The organism is Pseudomonas sp. TKO26 (assembly GCF_003225665.1).
In the GTDB taxonomy this organism is placed as follows: Bacteria; Pseudomonadota; Gammaproteobacteria; order Pseudomonadales; family Pseudomonadaceae; genus Aquipseudomonas; species Aquipseudomonas saponiphila.
Map to the genome: position 1 here is coordinate 199,798 of NZ_QKLN01000005.1, position 24,160 is coordinate 223,957.

At 61.2% G+C, this 24,160-nt stretch carries 19 protein-coding genes; 13 read left to right on the forward strand and 6 right to left on the reverse strand.

All coding sequences use genetic code 11. The features are described from left to right. Positions 1–194 precede the first annotated feature (194 nt). Positions 195–2,117, forward strand: a complete 1,923-nt coding sequence (locus DNK59_RS09820; protein WP_092316590.1) for an ATP-binding cassette domain-containing protein — start codon at positions 195–197, stop codon at positions 2,115–2,117. A gap of 78 nt (positions 2,118–2,195) precedes the next feature. On the opposite strand, the gene DNK59_RS09825 is transcribed toward DNK59_RS09820, so the two are convergent. Continuing rightward, the gene (locus DNK59_RS09825) at positions 2,196–2,633 is read right to left on the reverse strand and encodes a universal stress protein (protein ID WP_092316588.1); all 438 of its coding nucleotides are present in this window, start codon (positions 2,631–2,633) and stop codon (positions 2,196–2,198) included. 101 nt (positions 2,634–2,734) lie between these two features. On the opposite strand from DNK59_RS09825, the gene DNK59_RS09830 reads away from it, so the two are divergent. The 10 genes from DNK59_RS09830 (at position 2,735) to DNK59_RS09880 (ending at position 13,890) form a co-directional block, all read left to right on the forward strand. Then, positions 2,735–3,172: a hypothetical protein gene (locus tag DNK59_RS09830; protein ID WP_092316586.1), complete on the forward strand. Its 438-nt coding sequence runs from the start codon at positions 2,735–2,737 to the stop codon at positions 3,170–3,172. A 552-nt stretch (positions 3,173–3,724) separates the two neighbouring features. Beyond that, on the forward strand, positions 3,725–5,872 hold the full coding sequence (fadB, locus tag DNK59_RS09840; protein ID WP_092316582.1) for a fatty acid oxidation complex subunit alpha FadB: 2,148 nt from the start codon (positions 3,725–3,727) through the stop codon (positions 5,870–5,872). Positions 5,873–5,900: 28 nt separating this feature from the next. Next, complete coding sequence (gene fadA, locus DNK59_RS09845; protein WP_016964860.1) at positions 5,901–7,076, forward strand: acetyl-CoA C-acyltransferase FadA; 1,176 nt, start codon at positions 5,901–5,903, stop codon at positions 7,074–7,076. Between the two features lie 99 nt (positions 7,077–7,175). After that, complete coding sequence (locus tag DNK59_RS09850) at positions 7,176–7,412, forward strand: DUF1653 domain-containing protein (RefSeq protein ID WP_019093731.1); 237 nt, start codon at positions 7,176–7,178, stop codon at positions 7,410–7,412. 114 nt (positions 7,413–7,526) lie between these two features. Continuing rightward, on the forward strand, positions 7,527–10,139 hold the full coding sequence (gene topA, locus DNK59_RS09855) for a type I DNA topoisomerase (RefSeq protein ID WP_092316580.1): 2,613 nt from the start codon (positions 7,527–7,529) through the stop codon (positions 10,137–10,139). A gap of 165 nt (positions 10,140–10,304) precedes the next feature. Further along, positions 10,305–10,829, forward strand: coding sequence for a DUF6586 family protein (locus DNK59_RS09860; RefSeq protein WP_092316578.1), 525 nt, complete (start codon positions 10,305–10,307; stop codon positions 10,827–10,829). 50 nt (positions 10,830–10,879) lie between these two features. Next, positions 10,880–11,923: a hypothetical protein gene (locus tag DNK59_RS09865; protein ID WP_110723075.1), complete on the forward strand. Its 1,044-nt coding sequence runs from the start codon at positions 10,880–10,882 to the stop codon at positions 11,921–11,923. Beyond that, entirely contained in the window at positions 11,923–12,936 is a 1,014-nt protein-coding gene (locus DNK59_RS09870) for a hypothetical protein (RefSeq protein ID WP_110723076.1), read from the forward strand. Before DNK59_RS09865 ends, DNK59_RS09870 begins: the two co-directional genes overlap by 1 nt. Positions 12,937–12,939: 3 nt before the next feature. Beyond that, the gene (locus DNK59_RS09875; RefSeq protein WP_110723077.1) at positions 12,940–13,497 is read left to right on the forward strand and encodes a LemA family protein; all 558 of its coding nucleotides are present in this window, start codon (positions 12,940–12,942) and stop codon (positions 13,495–13,497) included. Between the two features lie 159 nt (positions 13,498–13,656). Beyond that, complete coding sequence (locus DNK59_RS09880) at positions 13,657–13,890, forward strand: hypothetical protein (RefSeq protein WP_011060267.1); 234 nt, start codon at positions 13,657–13,659, stop codon at positions 13,888–13,890. 107 nt (positions 13,891–13,997) lie between these two features. On the opposite strand, the gene sulA is transcribed toward DNK59_RS09880, so the two are convergent. After that, positions 13,998–14,471: an SOS-induced cell division inhibitor SulA gene (sulA, locus tag DNK59_RS09885; RefSeq protein WP_092316569.1), complete on the reverse strand. Its 474-nt coding sequence runs from the start codon at positions 14,469–14,471 to the stop codon at positions 13,998–14,000. A 10-nt stretch (positions 14,472–14,481) separates the two neighbouring features. Then, complete coding sequence (gene lexA, locus DNK59_RS09890; RefSeq protein ID WP_092316567.1) at positions 14,482–15,087, reverse strand: transcriptional repressor LexA; 606 nt, start codon at positions 15,085–15,087, stop codon at positions 14,482–14,484. Between the two features lie 251 nt (positions 15,088–15,338). Between lexA and DNK59_RS09895 the strand changes: the two genes are divergently transcribed. Both DNK59_RS09895 and nagZ read left to right on the forward strand, forming a co-directional pair. Continuing rightward, positions 15,339–16,046 carry a TetR/AcrR family transcriptional regulator gene (locus DNK59_RS09895; RefSeq protein WP_092316565.1) on the forward strand — a complete coding sequence of 236 codons (708 nt, stop codon included), beginning with the start codon at positions 15,339–15,341 and terminating at the stop codon, positions 16,044–16,046. Between the two features lie 200 nt (positions 16,047–16,246). Further along, positions 16,247–17,245, forward strand: coding sequence for a beta-N-acetylhexosaminidase (gene nagZ / locus DNK59_RS09900; protein ID WP_177431229.1), 999 nt, complete (start codon positions 16,247–16,249; stop codon positions 17,243–17,245). A 52-nt stretch (positions 17,246–17,297) separates the two neighbouring features. Here the strand turns inward: nagZ and DNK59_RS09905 are convergent, their stop codons facing one another. From DNK59_RS09905 to mfd, 3 genes are read right to left on the reverse strand one after another with little or no spacing between them, the layout of a single operon-like run. Further along, entirely contained in the window at positions 17,298–19,988 is a 2,691-nt protein-coding gene (locus DNK59_RS09905) for a DEAD/DEAH box helicase (protein ID WP_110723079.1), read from the reverse strand. Positions 19,989–19,999: 11 nt separating this feature from the next. Then, positions 20,000–20,566, reverse strand: coding sequence for a CsiV family protein (locus tag DNK59_RS09910; protein WP_110723080.1), 567 nt, complete (start codon positions 20,564–20,566; stop codon positions 20,000–20,002). 10 nt (positions 20,567–20,576) lie between these two features. After that, a complete protein-coding gene (gene mfd, locus DNK59_RS09915) occupies positions 20,577–24,026 on the reverse strand; it encodes a transcription-repair coupling factor (protein WP_110723081.1) in 3,450 nt (1,149 codons plus the stop codon). Positions 24,027–24,160: the final 134 nt, after the last annotated feature.

The following is a 24,160-nucleotide window of genomic DNA, read 5'->3' on the forward strand; positions in this document are numbered from 1 at the left end:
ATCATGACAAGTGCCGACAAGGCCAACACTGATTGCTCACTAGCTTAGCCTTTTGCCAGCAACCGGTGAAAGCTTTGCCGAACCCTCGGCATCAGTTGGCAACAAAAGTGTCTCGGCGGTGGCCGGCGGCGAAATAGCCGGCCTTCTGCGGGCGCAAGTCAGGTAGAATGCGCGCCCGGTTTTTGGAGAAGAACATGACCCTGCTCAAATTCAGCGATGTGTCCCTTGCTTTCGGCGCCATGCCGTTGTTGGACAAGGTGTCCTGGCAGATCGCCCGTGGTGAGCGGGTGTGCATCATCGGCCGTAACGGTACTGGCAAATCCAGCATGATGAAGCTGGTCAAGGGCGATCAGAAGCCCGACGACGGCTCCGTATGGCGCACACCCGGTCTGAAGATCGGCGAGTTGCCCCAGGAATTGCCGGTGGCCGACGAGCGGACCGTGTTCGACGTGGTTGCCCAGGGCCTGGACGGTGTCGGCGAGCTGCTGGCCCAGTACCACCACCTGAGCCAGAACATCGTCACCGACGCCGATCTGGAAAAACTGATGCACGTCCAGCACGACCTCGAAGCCCGTGACGGCTGGCGCCTGCAGCAATTGGTGGATAGCACCCTGAGCCGTTTGCAGTTGCCGGCCGACAAGACCCTCGCCGAGTTGTCCGGTGGCTGGCGTCGTCGCGTGCTGCTGGCCCAGGCCCTGGTGTCCGAGCCGGACCTGCTGCTGCTCGACGAGCCGACCAACCACCTGGACATCGGCGCCATTGCCTGGCTGGAAGAGGCGCTGAAGGATTTCCAGGGCGCCGTCCTCTTTATTACCCACGACCGTTCCTTCCTGCAGAACCTGGCCACTCGCATCCTCGAACTGGATCGTGGCGGCCTGATCGACTGGAACGGCGACTACGCCAGCTTCCTGGTGCACAAGGAAGCCATGCTGGCTGCGGAAGAAACCGCCAACGCGCTGTTCGACAAGCGCCTGGCCCAGGAGGAAGTGTGGATTCGCCAGGGCATCAAGGCCCGGCGTACCCGTAACGAAGGCCGCGTGCGTGCGCTCAAGGCGCTGCGCGTGGAGCGCAGTGAGCGCCGCGAGCGTACCGGCAAGGCCAATATCCAGCTGGAAACCGCAGACAAATCCGGCAAGCAGGTGATGGTGCTGGAGAACGTCAGCTTCGCTCACCCGGATGGTCCGTTCCTGGTCAAGGACTTCTCCATGGTCCTACAGCGCGGCGACCGAATCGGTCTTCTGGGCGCCAACGGCACCGGCAAGACCACCTTGCTCAAGCTGATGCTTGGTGGCCTGGTGCCCAGCAGCGGCAAGGTGGAAGAGGGGACGCGGATCGACGTGGCCTACTTCGACCAGTTGCGCCACCAGTTGGACCTGGAAAAGACCGTGATCGACAACGTTGCCGAAGGTCGTGACTTCATCGAGATCGATGGCCAGAGCCGTCACGTGCTGAGCTATCTCGGTGATTTCCTGTTCAGTCCGCAACGTGCTCGTACGCCAGTCAAGGCCCTGTCCGGTGGTGAGCGTGCCCGTCTGTTGCTGGCCAAGTTGTTCAGCAAGCCGGCCAACCTGCTGGTGCTCGACGAGCCAACCAACGACCTGGATGTGGAAACCCTCGAACTGCTGGAGGAGGTGCTGCTGACCTTCCAGGGCACGGTGCTGATGGTCAGCCACGACCGGGCCTTCCTCGATAACGTGGTGACCAGCACTCTGGTCTTTGAAGGCGAGGGCAAGGTTCGCGAGTACGTGGGCGGTTATCAGGATTGGCTGCGTCAGGGCGGTTCGCCACGGTTGCTGGGCGTGACCGAGAACAAGTCCGGCAAGGCCGAGCTGAATTCTGCCGTGGTTGCGCCGGTGCAAGCTGCGGCGCCGGCCCCTGCTCAGGAGGCTCCTGCGGCGAAGAAGAAGCTCAGCTACAAGCTGCAGCGCGAGCTTGAGGCGTTGCCGGGGCAGATCGAAGCGATGGAGCAGCAGATTGCCGGGGTCGAGGCGGAAATGGCCGATGCCGGTTTCTATCAGCGCCCGGTGGCGGAAACCGCTGCGGTCATCGCCCGGTTGGAGCAGTTGAATGCCGAGCTGGAGCAGATGGTCGAGCGCTGGGCCGAGCTGGATGCCTGAATGATCGCTGAGTAACAAAAAAGCCCGACTTCAGAGTCGGGCTTTTTGTCGAGGCTGCAGGCGTGTCGGCGGTGGTATTCAGCGCTTGGCCAGGTGCACTGCCAGCACGTCACAAGGCGCGCCGTGGAGAACGTCATTGGCGGTGGAGCCCAGCAGCAGCGCCAGGCCGTGGCGGCCATGGCTGCCGACCACGATCAGGTCGCATGCCTGTTCCTTGGCCAGATGGTGAATCTCCTGGCGCGGCTGTCCATAAGTCAGGTGGCTGTATTCCTTGGTCAGCTCCGGGTACTTGTGGATCAGCCGGTCCAGGCGCTCCCTGGCCTGGTCGAACTGCTGCTGCTGCAGCTGCGAGAGGTCCATGGGCACATCGCCGCCGAAGGCCATGGCCATGGGTTCGACGATATGCACCAGGGACAGCTTGGCACCACTGCTCACCGACAGCTCGCGAGCGCGGTGGATAACAGGATCGCACTCTTCGGTTAGATCTACGGCGACCAGAATATGGTGGTAGGACATGAGGTGCTCCTCCTGAGGATTGCAATAGCTTCAAGTATGGCTGCTTTCAAGCGGGTTGGTTTCGCCCAGGCCCCGCTCATCAAAAAATCGAGAGTACTGATATGACGGTCTGGATAGTGGTGTCAATCCTTGCGGTGGTTCTGAGTCCGCTGGCGTGGTTGCGTCCCTCGCGTCGCCAGAGCGGCCTGATCGCCTTGCGCATGGAGGCGCGGCGCATGGGCCTGGCCATGCAGCTGGCGCCTCAGGAGTGGCCGCACTGGCTGGGGCAGGAGCCCCCCAATCCGTGCCCGCAGTACCACCGCCCGCGGCGCAGCGCGCAATCGGCCTGCTGGAGTTACTGGCAGACAGCCCCCGGTTGCTGGGTCAATCAATGGCGTGAGCCTTGTGTCGACGAGCTGTTGCTCCAGCACCTGCAAGCGTTGCCTTCCGGAGTGTTCAAGGTTGAAGCGGACAAGCAACTGATTGCCCTGTACTGGAACGAGCGTGGCGAGGTCAGTGTGCTGGAGAGCATCGCCTCGGTGCTCAAGGCCTTGGCCTGAGGCCTTCGAGGAGCGCGTCCAGTGCTGGGCGCCGGGCAATAAAAAGCCCGACTCAACATCGGGCGGGATGGCCAGGCAGGCCGGTAATCGAGTTGGAGCCACCTTCGGGTGGCTTTTTGCTGTCTGGGCAGTGGCTTTATTCGATAAATGTTTTCTGGTCATTTCTTCAGATATATCCCCAGCTTAGTCGCACTTGCTCCTGGAGGTCGGGGGATTTAGGGAGATTTTTCTAAATATTGATCCTATGAATGGCCTTGAATGCGGGGCCGTGTTGAAGGTCCGGGGAACGATGAAGTGACCGCAAAGTCGCGTTTCAAACAGTGTTTTGTACGATTGACAATTGTCGGATTTTCCCTGAATGTGGCGTACCCAAATCAAACGGGCGTATGAAATGAGCGTTTGCATCGCAGGCAGCTCTGTACAGAATCCCGACTATCGCGTTGGCGGGTGTGCCTGGCGGAATGGCGTTAGCATCGACGGTGACGTTAGTGCCAAGCCAGAAGTCAGCGTCCGACGTGTACTGTTCAGCTTCCATATCGTGGAGATCAGTTGATGATTTACGAAGGTAAAGCCATCACGGTTAAGGCTCTTGAAAGTGGCATCGTCGAATTGAATTTCGACCTCAAGGGTGAGTCCGTCAACAAGTTCAACCGTCTAACCCTGAACGAACTGCGTCAGGCTGTTGACACCATCAAGGCAGATGCTTCGATCAAAGGCGTGATCGTCAGCAGTGGCAAGGACGTATTCATCGTCGGCGCCGACATCACCGAGTTTGTCGATAACTTCAAGCTGCCGGATGCCGAGCTGGTGGCTGGCAACCTCGAAGCCAACAAGATCTTCAGCGATTTCGAAGACCTCAACGTGCCAACCGTTGCCGCGATCAATGGCATCGCCCTGGGCGGCGGCCTGGAAATGTGCCTGGCAGCGGATTACCGCGTCATGGCCGCCAGCGCCAAGATCGGCCTGCCGGAAGTCAAGCTGGGTATCTACCCGGGCTTCGGCGGCACTGTGCGCCTGCCGCGCCTGATCGGTGCCGACAACGCCATCGAGTGGATCGCCGCCGGCAAGGAAAACCGTGCCGAAGACGCGCTGAAAGTCGGTGCCGTTGACGCTGTGGTTGCCCCCGAGAAACTCAAGGATGCCGCTCTGGCCCTGGTCAAGCGCGCCATTTCCGGCGAGTTCGACTACAAGGCCAAGCGTCAGCCGAAGCTGGAAAAACTCAAGCTCAACGCCATTGAACAGATGATGGCGTTCGAAACCGCCAAGGGTTTCGTGGCTGGCCAGGCCGGCCCGAACTACCCGGCACCGGTCGAAGCGATCAAGACCATCCAGAAAGCGGCCAACTTCGGTCGCGACAAAGCCCTGGAAGTGGAAGCTGCCGGTTTCGTCAAGCTGGCCAAGACTTCGGCCGCACAAAGCCTGATCGGCTTGTTCCTGAACGATCAGGAACTGAAGAGAAAGGCCAAGGCCTACGACGAGATCGCCAAGGACGTGAAGCAGGCCGCCGTACTCGGCGCCGGCATCATGGGTGGCGGTATCGCCTACCAATCGGCGTCCAAAGGCACGCCGATCCTGATGAAGGACATCAACGAGCACGGTATCGAGCAGGGGCTGGCGGAAGCCGCGAAACTGCTGGTAGGCCGCGTTGATAAAGGTCGCATGACCGCCGCGAAGATGGCTGAAGTGCTCAACGGCATTCGTCCGACCCTGTCCTACGGTGATTTCGGCAACGTCGACCTGGTGGTCGAAGCCGTGGTCGAGAACCCCAAGGTCAAGCAGATCGTGCTGGCCGAAGTGGAAGCTCAGGTCAAGGAAGACACCATCTTGGCGTCCAACACTTCGACCATCTCCATCAGCCTGCTGGCCAAGGCCCTCAAGCGTCCGGAAAACTTCGTCGGCATGCACTTCTTCAACCCGGTACACATGATGCCGCTGGTGGAAGTGATCCGTGGCGAGAAGTCCAGCGAGCTGGCCGTTGCCACCACCGTTGCCTACGCCAAGAAAATGGGCAAGAACCCGATCGTGGTCAACGACTGCCCGGGCTTCTTGGTCAACCGCGTGCTGTTCCCGTATTTCGGCGGCTTCGCCAAGCTGGTCAGCGCCGGTGTGGACTTCGTGCGTATCGACAAGATCATGGAAAAGTTCGGCTGGCCGATGGGCCCGGCGTACCTGATGGACGTGGTCGGCATCGACACCGGCCACCACGGTCGTGACGTCATGGCCGAAGGTTTCCCGGATCGCATGAAGGACGACCGTCGTTCGGCGGTGGACGTGCTTTACGAGGCCAAGCGCCTGGGCCAGAAGAACGGCAAGGGCTTCTACGCCTACGAAACCGACAAGAAGGGCAAGCAGAAGAAGGTCGCCGATCCATCGGTGCTGGAAGTGCTCAAGCCGATCGTCTACGAGCAGCGTGAAGTCACCGACGAAGACATCATCAACTGGATGATGGTCCCGCTGTGCCTGGAAACCGTTCGTTGCCTAGAAGACGGCATCGTCGAAACCGCTGCCGAAGCTGACATGGGCCTGGTCTACGGTATTGGTTTCCCTCCATTCCGTGGCGGTGCGCTGCGCTACATCGATTCCATCGGTGTTGCCGAGTTCGTTGCCCTGGCCGATCAGTACGCCGATCTGGGCGCGCTGTACCACCCCACCGCGAAGCTGCGTGAAATGGCCAAGAACGGCCAGAGCTTCTTCGGTTAAGCGCCCACACTAGAGCGAGAGTGAACATATGAGCTTGAATCCTAGAGACGTCGTGATTGTCGACTTCGGTCGTACTCCGATGGGCCGCTCCAAGGGCGGCATGCACCGCAACACCCGCGCCGAAGACATGTCGGCGCACCTGATCAGCAAACTGCTGGAGCGCAACACCAAGGTCGACCCGGCGGAAGTCGAGGACGTGATCTGGGGCTGCGTCAACCAGACCCTGGAACAAGGCTGGAACATCGCGCGCATGGCGTCGCTGATGACCCAGATCCCCCACACTTCGGCCGGCCAGACCGTCAGCCGTCTGTGCGGTTCGTCCATGAGTGCGCTGCACACCGCAGCGCAGGCGATCATGACCGGCAACGGTGACGTATTCGTCGTGGGCGGCGTCGAGCACATGGGCCACGTGAGCATGATGCACGGTGTCGATCCGAACCCGCACATGTCCCTGTACGCGGCGAAAGCCTCGGGCATGATGGGCCTGACTGCCGAAATGCTGGGCAAGATGCATGGCATCACCCGCGAACAGCAGGACGCCTTTGGCTTGCGTTCCCATCAGCTCGCCCACAAGGCGACCGTGGAAGGCAAGTTCAAGGATGAAATCATCCCGATGCAGGGCTATGACGAGAACGGTTTCCTGAAACTGTTCGACTACGACGAAACCATTCGTCCCGAAACCACCCTGGAAAGCCTGGCGGCCTTGAAGCCGGCGTTCAACCCCAAGGGCGGCACCGTGACGGCCGGTACTTCGTCGCAGATCACCGACGGTGCCTCGTGCATGATCGTGATGTCGGCCCAGCGGGCCCAGGACTTGGGCATTCAGCCGATGGCGGTGATCCGTTCCATGGCCGTGGCGGGTGTGGATCCGGCGATCATGGGCTATGGTCCAGTACCGGCCACGCAGAAAGCCCTGAAGCGCGCTGGCCTGGGCATCAACGACATCGACTTCTTCGAGCTCAACGAAGCTTTCGCCGCACAGGCCCTGCCAGTGCTGAAAGATCTGAAAGTGCTCGACAAGATGAACGAGAAGGTTAACCTGCACGGCGGCGCGATCGCCCTGGGTCATCCGTTCGGTTGCTCCGGCGCGCGTATCTCCGGGACCCTGCTCAACGTCATGAAGCAGAATGGCGGCACCTTCGGTGTGTCCACCATGTGCATTGGCCTTGGCCAGGGCATCTCGACCGTCTTCGAACGCGTTTAAGCGTTGGGTGGATGGAAGCCGGGGCCCTGTGCCCCGGTTTTTGTTTTTCTGCGGGTTTATTTGTTTTTATTTTGCAAAGAATTGCACGAGGGCCAGAGCATGCAGTTACAACCCGGGCTCTATCAGCATTACAAGGGGCCGCAGTATCGCGTTTTCAGCGTGGCGCGGCACTCGGAAACGGAAGAAGAAGTGGTGTTCTATCAAGCCCTGTATGGGGATTACGGTTTTTGGGTGCGACCCTTGAGCATGTTCCTGGAGTCGGTCGAAGTTGACGGCGAGCAGGTCCCACGCTTTGCTTTGGTGCAGGCCGAACCCAGTCTTTTTTCACCGGCATAAGTGCCGGTCGCGCAGCACCCTGCGCTTGACCTCACCTTGTTGCCACTATATATAGCGGGGCCGCGTCAGGCGCCAACCGCCTTTCTCTTCTCGAATTCAGGAATTTTCCGATCCATGGGCAAATCGCTGGTCATTGTGGAATCCCCGGCTAAGGCCAAGACCATCAACAAGTACTTGGGCAACCAATACGTGGTGAAGTCGAGTATCGGCCATATCCGAGACCTGCCCACCAGCGGTTCGGCCAGTGCCGCCAAGGAACCTGCCGCCAAGCGTGGCAAGGCCGCTGCGGGCGAAGCCCCGGCCCTGTCGCCGAAGGAAAAAGCGCGCAAGCAGCTGGTGTCGCGCATGGGCGTGGACCCCGAGCACGGCTGGAAAGCCAAGTACGAAATCCTTCCTGGCAAGGAAAAGGTCATCGAAGAGCTGCGCCGCCTTGCCAAGGATGCCGACACCATCTATCTCGCAACGGACTTGGACCGCGAAGGGGAAGCCATCGCCTGGCACCTGCGGGAAGCCATCGGCGGTGATGACAGCCGCTACAAGCGCGTGGTGTTCAACGAAATCACCAAGAAGGCCATCCAGGAAGCCTTCTCCCAGCCGGGCGAGCTGGACATTCATCGGGTCAACGCTCAGCAGGCCCGGCGCTTTCTTGACCGTGTGGTGGGCTACATGGTTTCGCCGCTGCTGTGGGCGAAGATTGCCCGAGGCCTGTCCGCCGGTCGTGTGCAGTCGGTAGCCGTGAAGCTGGTGGTGGAGCGCGAGCGTGAGATTCGCGCCTTCATTCCGGAAGAGTACTGGGAAGTTCACGCCGACCTGGGCACCGCCAAGGGCTCGAAGGTGCGCTTTGAGGTGGCTCGCGAGAACGGTGAAGCCTTCAAGCCGCTCAACGAAACCCAGGCCATGGCTGCTCTGGAGAAGCTCAAGGCCTCGGCCTACAGCGTCGCCAAGCGTGAAGACAAGCCCACCAGCAGCAAGCCGTCGGCGCCGTTCATCACTTCCACCCTGCAGCAGGCCGCGAGCAACCGCCTGGGCTTCGGGGTGAAGAAGACCATGATGATGGCCCAGCGTCTGTATGAAGCCGGCTACATCACCTACATGCGTACCGACTCCACCAACCTCTCGGCTGATGCCGTGGCGATGGCGCGGACCTATATCGAAGACGAGTTCGGCAACAAGTACCTGCCGGCCTCGCCCAACGTCTACAGCAGCAAGGAAGGGGCCCAGGAGGCGCACGAAGCGATTCGTCCGTCCGACGTCAACACCCATCCGAGCAAGCTGTCGGGCATGGAACGTGATGCCGAGCGGCTCTACGAGCTGATCTGGCGCCAGTTCGTCGCCTGCCAGATGTTGCCGGCGCAATACCTCTCCACCACCGTCAGTGTTGCCGCTGGCGACTTCGAGCTGCGTGCCAAGGGCCGTATCCTCAAGTTCGACGGTTACACCCGGGTGATGCCGCAAATGGCCAAGCCGGGCGACGACGATGTACTGCCGGAAATGGCCCAGGGCGAAGTACTGAAGCTGATCAAGCTCGATCCGAGCCAGCACTTCACCAAGCCGCCAGCGCGTTACTCCGAAGCCAGCCTGGTGAAGGAAATGGAAAAACGCGGCATCGGTCGTCCTTCGACCTATGCGGCGATCATTTCGACCATTCAGGACCGTGGCTACGTCACCCTGCACAACCGTCGGTTCTATTCGGAAAAGATGGGTGACATCGTCACCGAGCGTCTCTCTGAAAGTTTCTCCAACCTGATGGACTACGGCTTCACCGCCGGCATGGAAGAGAACCTCGATGACGTGGCCCAGGGCGAGCGCGACTGGAAGAACGTCCTTGACGAGTTCTACGGCGACTTCAAGAAGAAACTCGAAGTGGCCGAGGGCGCCGAAAGCGGTATGCGCGCCAACCAGCCGGTAATGACCGATATTCCCTGCCAGACCTGTGGCCGGCCGATGCAGATTCGTACCGCGTCCACCGGTGTGTTCCTCGGTTGCTCGGGCTACAGCCTGCCGCCCAAGGAGCGTTGCAAGGCCACCGTCAACCTGGTGCCGGGTGACGAGATTGCCGCCGACGACGAGGGTGAATCGGAATCCCTGGTTTTGCGTGGCAAGCACCGTTGCCCGATCTGCAGCACGGCGATGGATGCTTACCTGCTGGATGAAAAGCGCAAGCTGCACATCTGCGGCAACAACCCGGATTGCGCCGGCTACGAGATCGAAGAGGGCAGCTACCGGATCAAGGGCTATGAAGGCCCGAGCCTGGAATGCGACAAGTGCGGCAGCGAGATGCAGCTCAAGACCGGTCGTTTCGGCAAGTTCTTCGGTTGCACCAACGCCACTTGCAAGAACACCCGCAAGCTGCTGAAAAGCGGTGATGCGGCGCCGCCGAAGATGGATCCGGTGAAGATGCCTGAGCTGAAATGCGAGAAGGTCAACGATACCTACATCCTGCGCGACGGTGCTTCGGGGTTGTTCCTGGCTGCCAGCCAGTTCCCGAAAAACCGTGAAACCCGAGCGCCGTTGGTGCTGGAGTTGATTCCGCACAAGGACGAAATTGATCCGAAGTACCACTTCCTCTGCGAAGCACCGAAGAAGGATCCCGAGGGACGCCCTGCGGTGGTGCGCTATAGCCGCAAGACCAAGGAGCAGTACGTGCAGACCGAGGTTGATGGCAAGCCTACCGGCTGGCGCGCGTTCTACGACGGTGGCACCTGGAAGGTCGAAGACAAGCGCTAAGCGCAGTTTGTGTCGAGGGGCTTGCCCCTCGATGCAGTGTCGTACAGGGCCGCATGATTCCGTTGGGAGTCATGCGGCCTTTCTTTTGCCTTGCGGTGCGCGGGAGTGTTCCTTGAAACTGTACCGTCCGCATCCGGTTCTCTTCTTGTAGTGGAGGCTGCCTACATGGCCCACGAGCTCTATACCCGTACCAATCAGAAAATCTACTTTGCCGGCCTGGCGCTCGAAGCCCTGGCTCGGGTTGAAGAGGGGCGGGCGATGAATGCCCAGGCGCTGCTCCAGGCGGGGCGCGAGTCGGTGCTGTTCCATCTCTACGGTGCCTTGTTGGGGTTGTGTCATGAGATCGCCGGGTTCTACCGGCTGCCACAGGCCGGTGCTGCCCGGGTCGAGCAGATCCTGAATCGTGAGGTGCTGCAAAGCATTGCCATTCCCGAACTGGCGGAATTGCTGGAGCTGGCGCAGAGCCCACAGACCTGGCTGGCGCAACTCTTGTGCGCTTACAACGAACTGTTTCAACCGCCGAGAGCGCCGCACAAGCCCAAGGGTGACGTGACCCAGCCGCTGATTGTGGCGGTCAATCTGGACGAGCAAGAGCCGGAGCCGGAACTGAGTCGGGAAGAACTGGAGAGCTGGCGGCAGAATCTCAAGGCCCTGGCCATTCGTTTTCGAGATGGCTTGAACGAGTGTTGAGCCTGAGCGTCGCTTGATGGGCGGCGCGTTCAATTGATCAAGGAAGATGGATGTTGTTCTTCTTGCGTGACCAGGCGCTGGTGCGCCTGCTGAGCGATTGCCAGCGGCGAGTCATTAATGCTCAGTCCAGGGCGGACCTGCTTGAGGTGCTCGATCGGCTGGAGGTATTCCCTGGCGGCCTGGAGTTCGATCATGTGCAGTCAATAACGCTTCTGGTGCTGGCGTTTGCTTCGCTCGCGACGGCGTTGCTGATGGATGGCATGGGCGGGATGTTCTGGGTGTTTGTGGCTCTGTGTTTCTTCAGCTATCGGGTCAACAAAGGTATCTCTGGGGTATCGACCGATCTGGCGGCGAGCATTGCCCGCAAGTGCATGATGCTTGGCAACGGCTTGAGCGAATTCGACAGTAGCGCCGACTGGCGCCTGAAGAGACTGGACAATGAGTTCACCGATTACCGGCGGGGCAGCGAGCGTGAGCGGCGCCGTATCCTGGACTCGCTCCAGGGGGTGTATCGAGGAGAGCGACATTCGCTGGCATTCGAGTATCACCAGTTGCGATATGTGATCTCCAGTTGCGAGCGCGGGGCCGGTGGGGATCTCAAGACGGTTTACACGAACTACCAGCGCTACAGTCTGGTGGTGGATTTTCCCTGGGTGAGAGAGATTGCGCTTCGATCCAGTCCCTTGGAAATACAGCTGTCGGGACAGCCCTTCAAGACCGATCGCGAGGATTTCAATCAGGCCTTTGTGCTGCGCGGCAATGACCCAGCCTCTTGTGAACACTTCGCCACGCCTGCAACGCTGGATCTGCTGCTAGAGCTTTCGCGTCAGCTTCATGGGGCCAATCTGGAGTTCTCTGGCCAGGGACGGCTCTGCCTGAGCTTCAACAACGAAGACATCATGGCCCATGCCGATCCGGGGCCGCTGAGTGAGCTGGCGGTCTTTCGTGAGCGGATCGAGGCGGGCATCGAGTTGCCGAAGCTGTATCCGCTGTTGGGGTTGATAGAGCAGCTGGCCCGGCTGCACGACGGTCATGCTGCTCCTGCTGTCGCTCCACAGGCGCCTGAATCCCTCGAATTGATCAAGGAAGCGTGATGCAGTTTTTCAAGCATGATGCCGAGCTGGTGCGGTTGTTGGCTACTTGCGAAGCCGAGGTGGCGCGGGCCAGGACCAACGACGACCTGTTGCAGGTCATCGGCAGGCTCCAATCCTTCAAGGGTGGATTGAAGTTCGATCATGCCCAGCCCCTGGTGCTGGTGATGCTGGCGATTGTTTCAGCGATCCCGGCCATGGCAGGCGTGGTGGTGATGTGGTTCATCGCGGCGTGCTTCGGCGTTGCCAGTCTGATCATCTGGATGAGTCGTAAAGCCACTTTCGATGAGATGCCTAAGAGAATCGCTCGTAAATGTTCATTCCTCAGCAATGGCCTTTGGGATCCGGGTGGAACGGCCGAAGAGCGTTTCACCCAACTGAGCGGTGAGTTCGAGGACTATGAGCGCGGTAACGATAGCCGGCGCATCGTGGACTCCGCCGGGGGAACCTACCAGGGCTCGCGGCATCAGTTGCCCTTTGTCTTTCACCACTTGCGTTATGTGAACTCCCACTACAAATCCAAATCCGATGGCGAAAGTGAGCGGGTTTACGAGAGCTTCGATCGTTTCAGTCTGGTGGTGGATTTTCCTTGGGTCACTGGTGTGATGGTGTGCAGTGATCTGCCGAAGAAAAAGCGTACAAAACCCAAAGTCTTCGAGACCACCTCTGATGACTTCAACAGAAACTTTATTTTCACCGGTGATGACCTGGCCTGTGCCAAGTTTGCGACCCCCACCACCCTGGCTTTTCTGCTCAGGCTTTGCCGGCAGTTGAAGAAGGTGAACCTGGAATTTTCCAGCGAGGGGCGTCTGTGCCTGAGTTTCGACGACGCCGAGGTCATGGCCTACAAGGATCCGGGAACCTTCGAGGACTTATCGGGCTTCTACGCCAATATCAAACGTGGACTGGAGTTGCCTGGCCTGTTTCCGGTGCTGGCCCTGGTGCATGAACTGGCGGAGTTGCATGACAACAATTTCGACCTTCCGATGAAGGTCGCTGATGAAATGGAGCAATAGGGTATGGAGTTGTTGTTGGTCATTGCGATTGCCTTGGGCGTTTTGGCTTATGTGCACTACAACAAGATTGTCAGTGCATACAACCGCGCCCAACGAGCCTGGTCGGACGTGCTGACCTACCAGCGGCAGCGAATCAAGGTGCTGGATCTGCTGGAGCCGCAAGTGGCGGGTTTTCAGGCTTATGAGAGCCAACTGCTGGAAAAGATCGTTGGCTTGCGTAGCGCCATTGACAGCTTGCCATCTGCCGCCGATGGCGATGCCCTGAAGTCGGTCGACGAGGGGGGCAAAGCCCTGTTGGGGGGCTTGAACCTGGCGTTTGAGGCCTATCCGGACCTCAAGTCCGTCACGCTGTTGAGCAACCTGATGCGTGAGGTTGCAGAGCAGGAAGGCAATATCGGCGGAGCCATTACCCTGTTCAACCTGAATGTGGAGCATTTCAACAACTCCATTCAGATGTTTCCCGGTTCCTTGGTTAATCGGTTGAGCTTGAACAAGTCGTTGATCACACCATTTTCCGACAGCCAGGCTTCGGCGGGTTTTGAATACAAGCCGAATTTCTGAGGTGGGCTGGCATGGAGTTTCGAGAGCTGGAGCGCCGCATTTCTTGAGCGGGGCAGGGGCTTACGCCTGTTGAGGGGGTACTACGTCTGGTGCAAGATCCTGAGCGAGGCGGGGGCGATGACTGATATAATCCCCGCCTTTCGTGGAGACCAGACCTTTATGCCAACGTCCTTTCTAGAAATTGTCGAGTTGCCAGACGGCCGTATTGAGCTGCGCAGAGCTGAGGACGAGGGTTCTCTGGTTACTTTGGATTTCTCCGAGGATGCCAAAGCCTTTTTGCAAGGTCAGCATGTTGAGGTGGCTAAGGCCATGTTGAGCGTCGGTGTGCAGATGGCCGGACGCCTGGTAGAGGGTGAAATCGACAAGGAAGACGGTCCGCGGGTTCTTCACTAAGCCCGTTTATCGGTTTTCTTCCGGTTGTTCGTCATATTTATCTCGGCTTCTCAATCCTGGAGAAGCCTCGTGCTTTTCAAGCGCATTGTGTAGTGGCTTCCCGGTGTTTATCCCAGGCGAATATTCAGGCTTTGCGCATCTCCCGTGCGCGCGGCGCCGATCAGCTGTTGCCGTGCGCTGGCACTCAGTGGATTCAGCCAGCTGACCACCGTGTGACTACGCCCCAGGCGCAGGGCTTCGCACGCCAGTTGCTGTGGGCTTTGAGAGCCGCGGGGGTGAAGCAGCAGGATGCGTTCGCGATTCAGGCCGGCATCCCGCAGCCAGCTTTGGGTCAGGCTTGAGGGCGGGGCGATCAGGGTCAGCCATCGTGCGTCCTGCTCCTGGCTCAACTCTCTGAGAATGGGGGCCAGGAGGTTCAGGCAGTTCCCGGCGGCGCCGCGTAACGACAGTTCGCTGAAAGCCTCTGGATCTTTATTCCAGGGCGACTCGACCACTTCTTTGAGTGCAGGCGCCAAGGGCTGGGCCAGGAACGCTTCAAACAGCGGCAGTTGGGCTTGCTGTGGTGTATGGGGGAACTGCATGGAGCCTCCTTTAGCGGCGAATGACGCCGACACTCAAGCCTTCGATCACCAGTTCCTGATCTTTCAGGTTGACTTCGATAGGGGCGAAATCAGGGTTTTCGGCAATCAGCCAGACTTTGCTGCCTTCGCGCTTGAAGCGCTTGACCGTGACTTCATCGCCGATGCGTGCCACCACCACCTGGCCGTTGCGGGCCTCGCGGGTGGTATGCACTGCCAGCAGGTCGCCGTCGAAGATGCCGATGTCCTTCATGCTCATGCCGTTGACCCGAAGCAAATAGTCGGCACGAGGATGGAAGAAGGTCGGGTTGATGTTGCAGGACTCTTCAATGTGCTGCTGGGCCAGGATGGGGGCGCCAGCGGCAACGCGGCCGATGATGGGCAGCGAGTCGTCGGTCTTGGCCTCGAAGCCAGGGATGCGGATGCCGCGAGAGGCCCCTGGGGTCATCTCGATGGCGCCTTTGCGGGCCAGGGCCTTGAGGTGTTCTTCGGCGGCGTTGGGCGACTTGAAACCCAGCTCCTGGGCGATCTCGGCGCGTGTTGGCGGATAGCCGTTGTCTTCAAGGCAGCGTTTGATAAAAGCCAGAATCTCAGCTTGGCGTGGCGTCAGTTTTAGCATGTCGATCGCTCTGTCTTTTTATACAGTGACTGGGATTATATACAGTGAACGTTGCTTGGCAATCCTCCATTTGCCGTGGTCGGCCGGGTGGTTGTCATTCCGGGGTAGCCATCCACTGCTCAAGGCTGGCTACAGACCGCGGCAGGTATGATTAAATAGCGCCCCGGACGGCCTTCGCAGAGGCTGGCAGGCTTGACATTGATAAGCCTGAAACGTATGTTTCAAACAAGTGTTTGTCAGGCGGAGTAGCCATGGCCCAGTCGGAAACCGTTGAACGCATTCTCGATGCTGCCGAGCAGTTGTTCGCGGAAAAAGGTTTTGCCGAAACCTCGTTGCGGCTGATTACCAGCAAGGCCGGGGTCAACCTGGCAGCGGTCAACTATCATTTCGGTTCCAAAAAGGCCCTGATCCAGGCGGTGTTCTCGCGCTTCCTCGGGCCTTTCTGCATCAGTCTCGATCGTGAGCTGGAGCGGCGTCAGGCCAGGCCCGACAGCAAGCCGAGCCTGGAAGAACTACTGGAAATCCTTGTCGAGCAGGCGCTGGTGGTGCAGCCACGCAGTGGCAACGACCTGTCAATCTTCATGCGCCTGCTGGGGCTTGCCTTCAGCCAGAGTCAGGGGCATTTGCGGCGTTATCTGGAAGACATGTACGGCAAGGTGTTCCGCCGCTACATGCTGTTGGTCAATGAGGCGGCGCCACGTATTCCGCCCATTGAGCTGTTCTGGCGCGTGCATTTCATGCTCGGTGCAGCGGCGTTCAGCATGTCCGGAATCAAGGCGTTGCGGGCCATTGCCGAAACCGATTTCGGGGTCAACACCTCCATTGAGCAAGTGATGCGACTGATGGTGCCGTTCCTCGCCGCCGGCATGCGTGCCGAAACCGGGGTCACCGATGAAGTCATGGCCAGCGCCCAGCTCAAGCCGCGCAGCAAATCAGCCCCGGCAGTCGCCAAGGCTTGACCTCACGGGTGGGCGTGACAGCTTGCATCCGCTAAGCTAGCCGCCCATGCCGACTCTGTTTTTTTACCCCTGTGCCTTCCCCTTATCGATGTTGATTGGCCTGCTTGCGTCCGTCGCGGATGAGGCTTGGTCCTGCGTCATGCGGGAGCCATCGTGATGGCGTGCGCATTCGTATCTAAGGAAATGTTATGACCGCTGGCCTGCAAGGCTCCTTGATGGTGGACGTCGCCGGTACCTGGCTGACGGCTGAAGATCGCCAACTCCTGCGTCAGCCGCAGGTGGGCGGGCTGATCATTTTTGCGCGGAATATCGAGCACCCACGCCAGGTGCGCGAGCTGAGCGCGGCGATCCGGGCGATCCGCCCGGACCTGCTGCTGGCGGTGGATCAGGAAGGTGGCCGGGTGCAGCGATTGCGTCAGGGCTTTGTCCGTCTGCCGGCGATGCGCGCCCTGGCCGACAACCCGAATGCCGAGTACCTGGCCGAGCAGTGCGGCTGGATCATGGCCACTGAGGTCCTGGCGGTGGGGCTGGACCTGAGCTTTGCCCCGGTCCTGGATCTCGATCACCAGCGCAGTGCGGTGGTGGGCAGCCGGGCTTTCGAGGGCGATCCGCAGCGCGCGGCACTGTTGGCCGGTGCCTTTATCCGCGGCATGAACAGCGCCGGGATGGCGGCCACCGGCAAGCATTTCCCCGGACATGGCTGGGCCGAGGCCGACTCCCATGTGGCGATTCCCAATGACGAGCGCAGCCTGGACGAGATCCGCGCCAAGGACCTGTTGCCGTTCGCCCGCTTGAGCAAGCAGTTGGCGGCAGTGATGCCGGCCCATGTCATCTATCCGCAGGTCGACCCGCAGCCAGCCGGTTTCTCCCGACGCTGGCTGCAGGACATTCTGCGTGGCGAGTTGCAGTTCGACGGGGTCATCTTCAGTGACGACCTGTCCATGGCCGGCGCCCATGTCGTCGGCGATGCGGCAAGCCGGATCGAGGCGGCCCTGGCGGCCGGTTGTGACATGGGGCTGGTGTGCAACGATCGCGCCGCAGCCGAGTTGGCCCTGAGCGCCGCCCAGCGCTTGAAGGTGCAGCCGTCGCCACGTCTTGCCCGAATGCGCGGTCAGGCGTTCGCCCATCTGGAATACAAGCAGGACCCGCGCTGGCTCGCTGCTCTTGAGGCTCTAAAGGCCGCGCAGTTGATCGATTGAGGTGGTTCGGCGCGGCACCGCGAATCGCCCGGTGCCCGCAGATTGACCGGTCTCAGCGGCCGGTTTTCTTATCCGGCAAGGGGGCGAACAGGGCTTCGATGTCTTCGCTCTGCAGCTTCCAGTCGCCGGCCTTGCGCCCGTCCAGCACGCCTGCCGCCAGGTCCGATTTCTCCTGTTGCAGGTGCTGGATCTTCTCTTCCACAGTGCCGCGGGCGATCAGCTTGTAGACGAATACCGGCTTTTCCTGGCCAATACGGTAGGCGCGGTCGGTGGCCTGGCTCTCGGTCGCCGGGTTCCACCACGGATCGTAGTGGATCACGGTGTCGGCCTCGGTCAGATTCAGGCCTACGCCGCCGGCCTTGAGGCTGATCAGGAAGATCTGCAGCTTGCCGCTCTGGAAATCCCGTACCGGCGTGCGCCGATCCCGGGTCTGGCCGGTGAGCAGGGCATAGGCAACGTTGCGTCGTTTCAGCTCGGCCTCGATCAGGCTCAGCATCGAGGTGAACTGGGAAAACAGCAGAATGCGACGGCCTTCCTCAAACAGCTCCTCAAGCATCTCCATCAGGCTGTCCAGCTTGCCCGAGGAGCTGCCGCGCGTCGGGGGCGAGTCATTGACCAGGCGCAGGTCGCAGCACACCTGGCGCAGTTTGAGCAGGGCTTCAAGGATGATGATCTGGCTGCGGGCCACGCCCTTGCGGGTGATTTCGTCGCGGACTTTCTTGTCCATGGCCAGGCGCATGGTTTCGTAGACGTCCCGTTGCGCCTCGTTGAGTTCGACCCAGTGGATGATCTCGGTCTTGGGCGGCAGCTCAGTGGCCACTTGCTCCTTGGTGCGGCGCAGCAGAAAGGGTTTGATCCGGCCGTTGAGGTGTTGCAGGCGCACTTCGCTGGCGTGCTTTTCGATCGGCACCCGGTAGTCACGGTTGAAGCTCTTGGCATCGCCAAGCCAGCCCGGCAACAGGAAGTGGAACAGTGACCAGAGCTCCCCCAGATGGTTTTCCAAAGGCGTGCCGGACAGGCACAGGCGCTGTCGGGCGTTGAGTTCGCGTGCGGCCTGGGCGGCCTTGCTCGACGGGTTCTTGATGTACTGCGCCTCATCGAGAATCAGCACATGCAAGGGTTGCGCGGCCAGCAGTTCGACATCCTTGGGCAGCAGCGCGTAGGTGGTCAGCAGCAGGTCGTAGTCGGCCAGTTGCGCGAAGTGTTTCTTGCGCCCCGCGCCATACAGCGCCAGAACCTTGAGCTGCGGGGTAAAGTGCGCCGCCTCGTCCAGCCAGTTGGGAATCAGGCTGGTGGGCATCACCACCATGCACGGCCGGTCCAGGCGCCCGGCATTCTTCTCGCTGAGGATGTGCGCCAGGGTCTGCAGGGTCTTGCCCAGGCCCATGTCATCGGCCAGGATGCCGCCCACTTCCAGCTGGCGCAGGGACTGCATCCAGCTCAGGCCCTCCAGCTGGTAGGGGCGCAGGGTGGCATTCAGGCCTTGCGGCGCTGGCGCCGAGTAGTCGCGGATGTCCCGCAGGCGTTGGGCGAAGGTGCGAATGTGTTCGCCGCCTTCCCACAGCAGCGGCAGGTCCTGCAGCGGGTTGAGGCGGGTAGCGTCGGCGCTGCTCAGACGCAGGGTGGTTTCGCCGGGCTCCTGCAGGTAGAACTCCCCCAGAGTGGCCAGCACCGGTTTCAGGCGCCCATAGGGCAGGGCCACTTGCAGCGGGCCGTGCGGGGAGTTGGGGCGGTGGGGAATGTTCACCAGGATCAGTTCGTCGTCGCGGCGCTTGGCCAGGCGTTCCGGGTTGAGGATCTCGGTGTGGGAGCGCATCAGGTTGAGCAGGATCGGTAGCAGGCTCAGGCGCTCGCCGTTGACGATGATCCCCAGTTCCAGATCGAACCAGTCGCGGCCCGGAGCCTCGTCGACGCTGGCATACCAATCGTCCACCGCGGTCAGGTCGAAGCCGAAGCCTTCATCTATCTGCAGCTCCCACCCCAGGCTACGCAGTTTGGGCAGCTCATTGAGGGTGAAGGTCAGCCAGGCGCTGTCATTGACCATCTCGAACAGTTCGCCGGCGCTTTCCGGCAGGGCCTTGCTCTGCCGGGTGGCGATCTTGAAACCCAGGTTGCGCAACTGTTCGCGCCAGCCTTGTTCCAGTTCTGGCTGGCGCTTGATGCGCAAGCTCTGATGTTCCTGGCGGATGATCACATCGGCATTCTTCTGGCCGCTGACGTACTCGCCCTTGTAGTTGAACGACAGCGCGGCGCGGTGCTGGATGTAGCGCTGCATCTTGCCGTTGCGCGGCTCGAAGGCGCTGAACTCGATGCTGGCCAGCCACAGGCGCGGCACGGGGCGCACATCCTCCAGCAGCACCTGGGGCAGGGCGGCAGGGCGGCGACTGTCGAGCACGGCAGAGAGTTTCTCCAGCAGTTCGGCGTCCTTGGCCGCCGCCGGGAAGGCCAGGGTTTCTTCCACTTGCAGCAGGACTGCGACCACATGTTTGCAGTTGCTGCGTACCGGACAGCTGCAATGGGTGTCGATCAGCAACAGGCTGCCCTTGCTCGACTCGCGCAGGTTGATGCTCTGCCGGTAGACATTGCCATTGGAGCCTTCGCAACTGGCGGTGATAGCGCTGTCTGCGGCGCTGACGATGCGCACGCGTTTTTCCAGGGCATAACGCCGGCCGCGTTCCAGGGTTTGTTCCTTGAAGCGGTTGACCCAGGACGGGGCCAGGGGTTTGGTCAGGGGCGGGTTCATAGGGACTTCGATCAGTCCGGTATTTCAGTTGGAGCGGGGCGCGGCGCCGGTGCGGTGAGCGAGGTGATCTTGATCAGCAGGGCCAGATGGCCGTTGTCCAGGTAGTTGAGCTGACCGTTCTTGGTGTGGCTTTGCTGTTTCAGGCGTTCGCTGCGGGTGACCAGGCCATTGCTGTCGATCTGATTGATCCAGAAGTCCGCGTCGACATCGGTGAAGCGCCCGAGCTTGAGGTTCAGGGTGCCTTCGATGGGGAACTGGCCGAACTGTTCCGGCCCGTCGCTGAGGGCCACCTTGACCGGGGTTTCCCCCAGGGTCTGCTGCCAGGCCTTGTGCAGCAGCATGCTGTAGTTGCCGCTGGCGTTGAGCTTCTCGACGATTGCACCCAGAGAGGGGGTGCGCTGGCTGTCCGGGCTCAGGTGTTGAGCGCCGGCGGCCCAGTCTTCCGGGGCGGCACGGCTGAGGATCTGCGGCTCGGCATTCTGCCGGACGAGGATCATTTCCACCTGGTACAGGTCGTCGGCAAACGCCATGGGCGCGACCAGGGTCAGGAGCAGGGTCAGGGAGCGGAACAGGCGCATGGGGCGTCCTTCAAGCAGTTTTCGGGGTGAGGCGTTCAAACAGTGCCTCCAATGTATTAAAGCGCTCTTCCGGGCGCTCCATCGGCACCATGAACTTGAACAGGGTTGCGCCTTCGAATTTGTAGCGTTTGGGCTGGCCCTGGATCAGTTTGATCAGTGCCAGCGGGTCCACCGGAGTGTCCGCGGCGAACTCGATACGACCGCCTTGCGGGCCGCCATCGACCTTCTTGATCCCCAGGGTTTCGGCCTGGAGTTTGAGCAGGGTCAGGCGGATCAGGTTCTTGGTCGGCTCGGGCAGCAGGCCGAAGCGGTCGATCATTTCCACCTGCAGGTCCTTCAGGCCGTCTTCGTCGGTGGCCGAGGCGATGCGCTTGTAGAGAATCAGGCGTGCATGCACATCCGGCAGGTAGTCCTCGGGAATCAATGCCGGCAGGCGCAGGTTGATTTCCGGGCCGCCACCCAGGGGCTGGTCGAGGTTCGGCTGTTCGCCCTTGCGGATGGCTTTCACCGCGCGCTCGAGCATCTCCATATAAAGGGTGAAGCCTACCGCCTGGATCTGCCCGCTCTGGCCATCGCCCAGCAATTCGCCGGCGCCACGGATCTCCAGGTCGTTGGTGGCCAGGACGAAACCGGCCCCGAGATCCTGGGTGTTGGCGATGGCTTCCAGGCGCTTCTCCGCGTCCGGGGTGATCTGCTGGCGCGGAGGTGTCAGCAGGTAGGCATAGGCCTGGTGGTGACTACGGCCGACCCGACCGCGCAACTGGTGCAACTGGGCCAGGCCGAACTTGTCGGCGCGCTCGATGATGATGGTGTTGGCGCTGGGCACGTCGATACCGGTCTCGATGATGGTCGAGGCGATCAGCACGTTGAAGCGCTTGTGGTAGAAGTCGCTCATCACCTGTTCGAGTTCGCGTTCGCGCATCTGCCCGTGGCCGATGCCGATCCGGGCCTCGGGCACCAGTTCGGCCAGCTCGGCGGCGCATTTCTCGATGGTCTTCACGTCGTTGTGCAGGTAGTACACCTGGCCGCCACGCAGCAGTTCGCGCAGCAGGGCCTCTTTGACCGTGCTCTTGTTCTGCTCCATGACGAAGGTCCGCACCGACAGGCGGCGGGCCGGTGGGGTAGCGATGATCGACAGGTCGCGCATGCCCGAGACGGCCATGTTCAGGGTCCGCGGGATCGGCGTGGCGGTCAGGGTGAGGATGTCGACTTCGCTGCGCAGGGCCTTGAGCTGTTCTTTCTGGCGCACGCCGAAACGGTGTTCTTCGTCGATGATCACCAGCCCCAGGTTCTTGATCTTCACATCGTCCTGCAACAGCTTGTGGGTGCCGATGACGATGTCGATCTTGCCTTCGGCCAGGTCCGCCACCGCGGCGTTCACTTCCTTGGCCGACTTGAAGCGGCTCATCACTTCCACGGTTACCGGCCAGTCGGCGAAACGGTCGCGGAAGCTGTTGTAGTGCTGTTGGGCGAGCAGGGTGGTGGGCACCAGGATCGCCACTTGCTTGCCGCCGTGGACCGCAATGAAAGCGGCGCGCATGGCCACTTCGGTCTTGCCGAAGCCGACGTCGCCGCACACCAGGCGGTCCATCGGTTTGCCCGAGAGCATGTCCTCGCGCACCGCTTCGATGGTGCTCTGCTGGTCCGGGGTTTCCTCGAAGGGGAAGCCGGCGCTGAAGGTGGCGTAGTCGGCCTTCGGATCGGCGAAGGCGTAACCTTCGCGGGCGGCGCGGCGGGCGTAGATGTCCAGCAGCTCGGCGGCCACGTCGCGGACTTGTTCGGCGGCCTTGCGCTTGGCTTTCTGCCAGGCTTCCGAGCCCAGGCGGTGCAACGGCGCCAGGGCGTCGTCGCTGCCGGTGTAGCGGGCGATCAGGTGCAGGTTGGCCACGGGCACGTAGAGCTTGGCGCCCTCGGCGTATTCCAGGGTCAGGAACTCGGCGGCCTGGTTGTCGATCTCCAGGGTCGCCAGACCCAGGTAGCGGCCGACACCGTGATCGATGTGCACCACCGGCGCGCCTTCGCGCAGCTCGGTGAGGTTCTTGATCACCGCATCGTTGTTGGCGTCGGCACGTTTTTCCCGGCGCCGGCGCTGCATCACGCGTTGGCCGAACAGTGGGCTTTCGGCTACCAGGGCCAGGGCCGGATCATCCAGCACCAGGCCTTCGTCCAGGGGCGCGATGGTGATCGCCAGGCGTTCCTTGCTGGCGACGAAGTCCGGCCAGCTGTCGACGGTCTTGGGGCGTAGCTTGAGGCGTTCCAGCAACTCCAGCAGCACTTCCCGGCGCCCGGCGGATTCAGCGGTGAACAGCACTCGGCCGGGGAATTCGTCGAGGAAGCCCGAGAGCGCCGCCAGTGGCTGGTTGGCCTTGGCCTCGATGGCCAGGTTGGGCAGTTCGTGGGCCGGGAAGCGTTCGCGACCGACGCCGGTTTCGATGTCCTGCTGGCTGGCCACCACCCGTGGCCAGTTTTTCAGGCGGGCGAAGCAGTCTTCCACCGGCAGGAACAGTTCGGCCGGTGGCAGGAGCGGACGCGAAGGGTCGACGCGGCGCTCTTCGTAACGGTTGCGGACATCGTTCCAGAAGTTTTCCGCGGCCTGTTCGATGCCCGGCAGGGAGAACACCTGGGTGTCCTGGGGCAGGTAGTCGAACAGGGTCGACGTCTCTTCGAAGAACAGCGGCAGGTAGTACTCGATACCGGCAGGGGTAATCCCGCTGCTCAGGTCCTGGAAGATCGGGCAGCGGCGGAAGTCCACGTCGAAGCGTTCGCGAAAGCGCGCCTTGAAACGGGTCACCGCTTCTTTCTGCAGGGGGAATTCCTTGGCCGGCAGCAGGCGCACCGAGTCGACCTTGTCGATGGAGCGCTGATTCTCCGGGTCGAAGGTACGCAGGGTCTCGATTTCGTCGTCGAACAGATCGATGCGGTACGGCAGCTTGCTGCCCATGGGGAACAGGTCGATCAGCGCACCGCGCACGGTGAACTCGCCGTGCTCGTAGACCGTGTCGACGTAGCGGTAGCCGCTGGCCTCCAGGCGCGTGCGCATCTGCTCCACATCGAGCTTCTGGCCGACATCCAGCACCAGGCTGCTGCCCAGCAGGAACTGGGTCGGCGCCAGGCGATGCAGGGCGGTGGTGATCGGCACCACCAGCACTCCGTGTTCCAGCTCCGGAAGCCGGTAGAGGCTGGCGATGCGCTGGGAAATGATGTCCTGGTGCGGCGAGAACAGGTCGTAGGGCAGGGTTTCCCAATCGGGAAAATGCAGCACCGGCAGGTCCGGGGCGAAGAAGCCCAGCTCCTGTTCCAGCCGGTCGGCGCTTTGGCTGTCGGCGGTCAGCAGGAGGGTAAAGCGCTTGGCAGCGCTGGCGGCTTCGGCGATGGCCAGGCTCAGGGCGGCACCGGGCAGGTTGCCCCAATGCTGTTTACCGGCGGCGGCAGGGAGTAGCGGTAGACGCAGGACGGGCACGGACGGTCAAGCTCCAAGCGTTGCGACGAAAGTCGGTAATTGTAACGGCCCCGGGTGGCCACTGTCAGTGGCTGATGCGTCTATTACGCCGCTCAGGGCAAATGTAGTGGCTATGACAACAAAATGTGCTTTTT

Excerpts from the sequence above, each read along its gene's own strand:
- sulA (WP_092316569.1), bottom strand. The coding sequence starts at position 14,471 with ATGCAGTTCCCCCATACACCACAGCAAGCCCAACTGCCGCTGTTTGAA.
- DNK59_RS09875 (WP_110723077.1), top strand. The coding sequence starts at position 12,940 with ATGGAGTTGTTGTTGGTCATTGCGATTGCCTTGGGCGTTTTGGCTTAT.
- DNK59_RS09865 (WP_110723075.1), top strand. The coding sequence starts at position 10,880 with ATGTTGTTCTTCTTGCGTGACCAGGCGCTGGTGCGCCTGCTGAGCGAT.
- DNK59_RS09895 (WP_092316565.1), top strand. The coding sequence starts at position 15,339 with ATGGCCCAGTCGGAAACCGTTGAACGCATTCTCGATGCTGCCGAGCAG.
- DNK59_RS09820 (WP_092316590.1), top strand. The coding sequence starts at position 195 with ATGACCCTGCTCAAATTCAGCGATGTGTCCCTTGCTTTCGGCGCCATG.
- fadB (WP_092316582.1), top strand. The coding sequence starts at position 3,725 with ATGATTTACGAAGGTAAAGCCATCACGGTTAAGGCTCTTGAAAGTGGC.
- DNK59_RS09905 (WP_110723079.1), bottom strand. The coding sequence starts at position 19,988 with ATGAACCCGCCCCTGACCAAACCCCTGGCCCCGTCCTGGGTCAACCGC.
- DNK59_RS09850 (WP_019093731.1), top strand. The coding sequence starts at position 7,176 with ATGCAGTTACAACCCGGGCTCTATCAGCATTACAAGGGGCCGCAGTAT.
- DNK59_RS09880 (WP_011060267.1), top strand. The coding sequence starts at position 13,657 with ATGCCAACGTCCTTTCTAGAAATTGTCGAGTTGCCAGACGGCCGTATT.
- lexA (WP_092316567.1), bottom strand. The coding sequence starts at position 15,087 with ATGCTAAAACTGACGCCACGCCAAGCTGAGATTCTGGCTTTTATCAAA.
- DNK59_RS09860 (WP_092316578.1), top strand. The coding sequence starts at position 10,305 with ATGGCCCACGAGCTCTATACCCGTACCAATCAGAAAATCTACTTTGCC.
- topA (WP_092316580.1), top strand. The coding sequence starts at position 7,527 with ATGGGCAAATCGCTGGTCATTGTGGAATCCCCGGCTAAGGCCAAGACC.
- fadA (WP_016964860.1), top strand. The coding sequence starts at position 5,901 with ATGAGCTTGAATCCTAGAGACGTCGTGATTGTCGACTTCGGTCGTACT.
- DNK59_RS09910 (WP_110723080.1), bottom strand. The coding sequence starts at position 20,566 with ATGCGCCTGTTCCGCTCCCTGACCCTGCTCCTGACCCTGGTCGCGCCC.
- DNK59_RS09825 (WP_092316588.1), bottom strand. The coding sequence starts at position 2,633 with ATGTCCTACCACCATATTCTGGTCGCCGTAGATCTAACCGAAGAGTGC.
- DNK59_RS09830 (WP_092316586.1), top strand. The coding sequence starts at position 2,735 with ATGACGGTCTGGATAGTGGTGTCAATCCTTGCGGTGGTTCTGAGTCCG.
- DNK59_RS09870 (WP_110723076.1), top strand. The coding sequence starts at position 11,923 with ATGCAGTTTTTCAAGCATGATGCCGAGCTGGTGCGGTTGTTGGCTACT.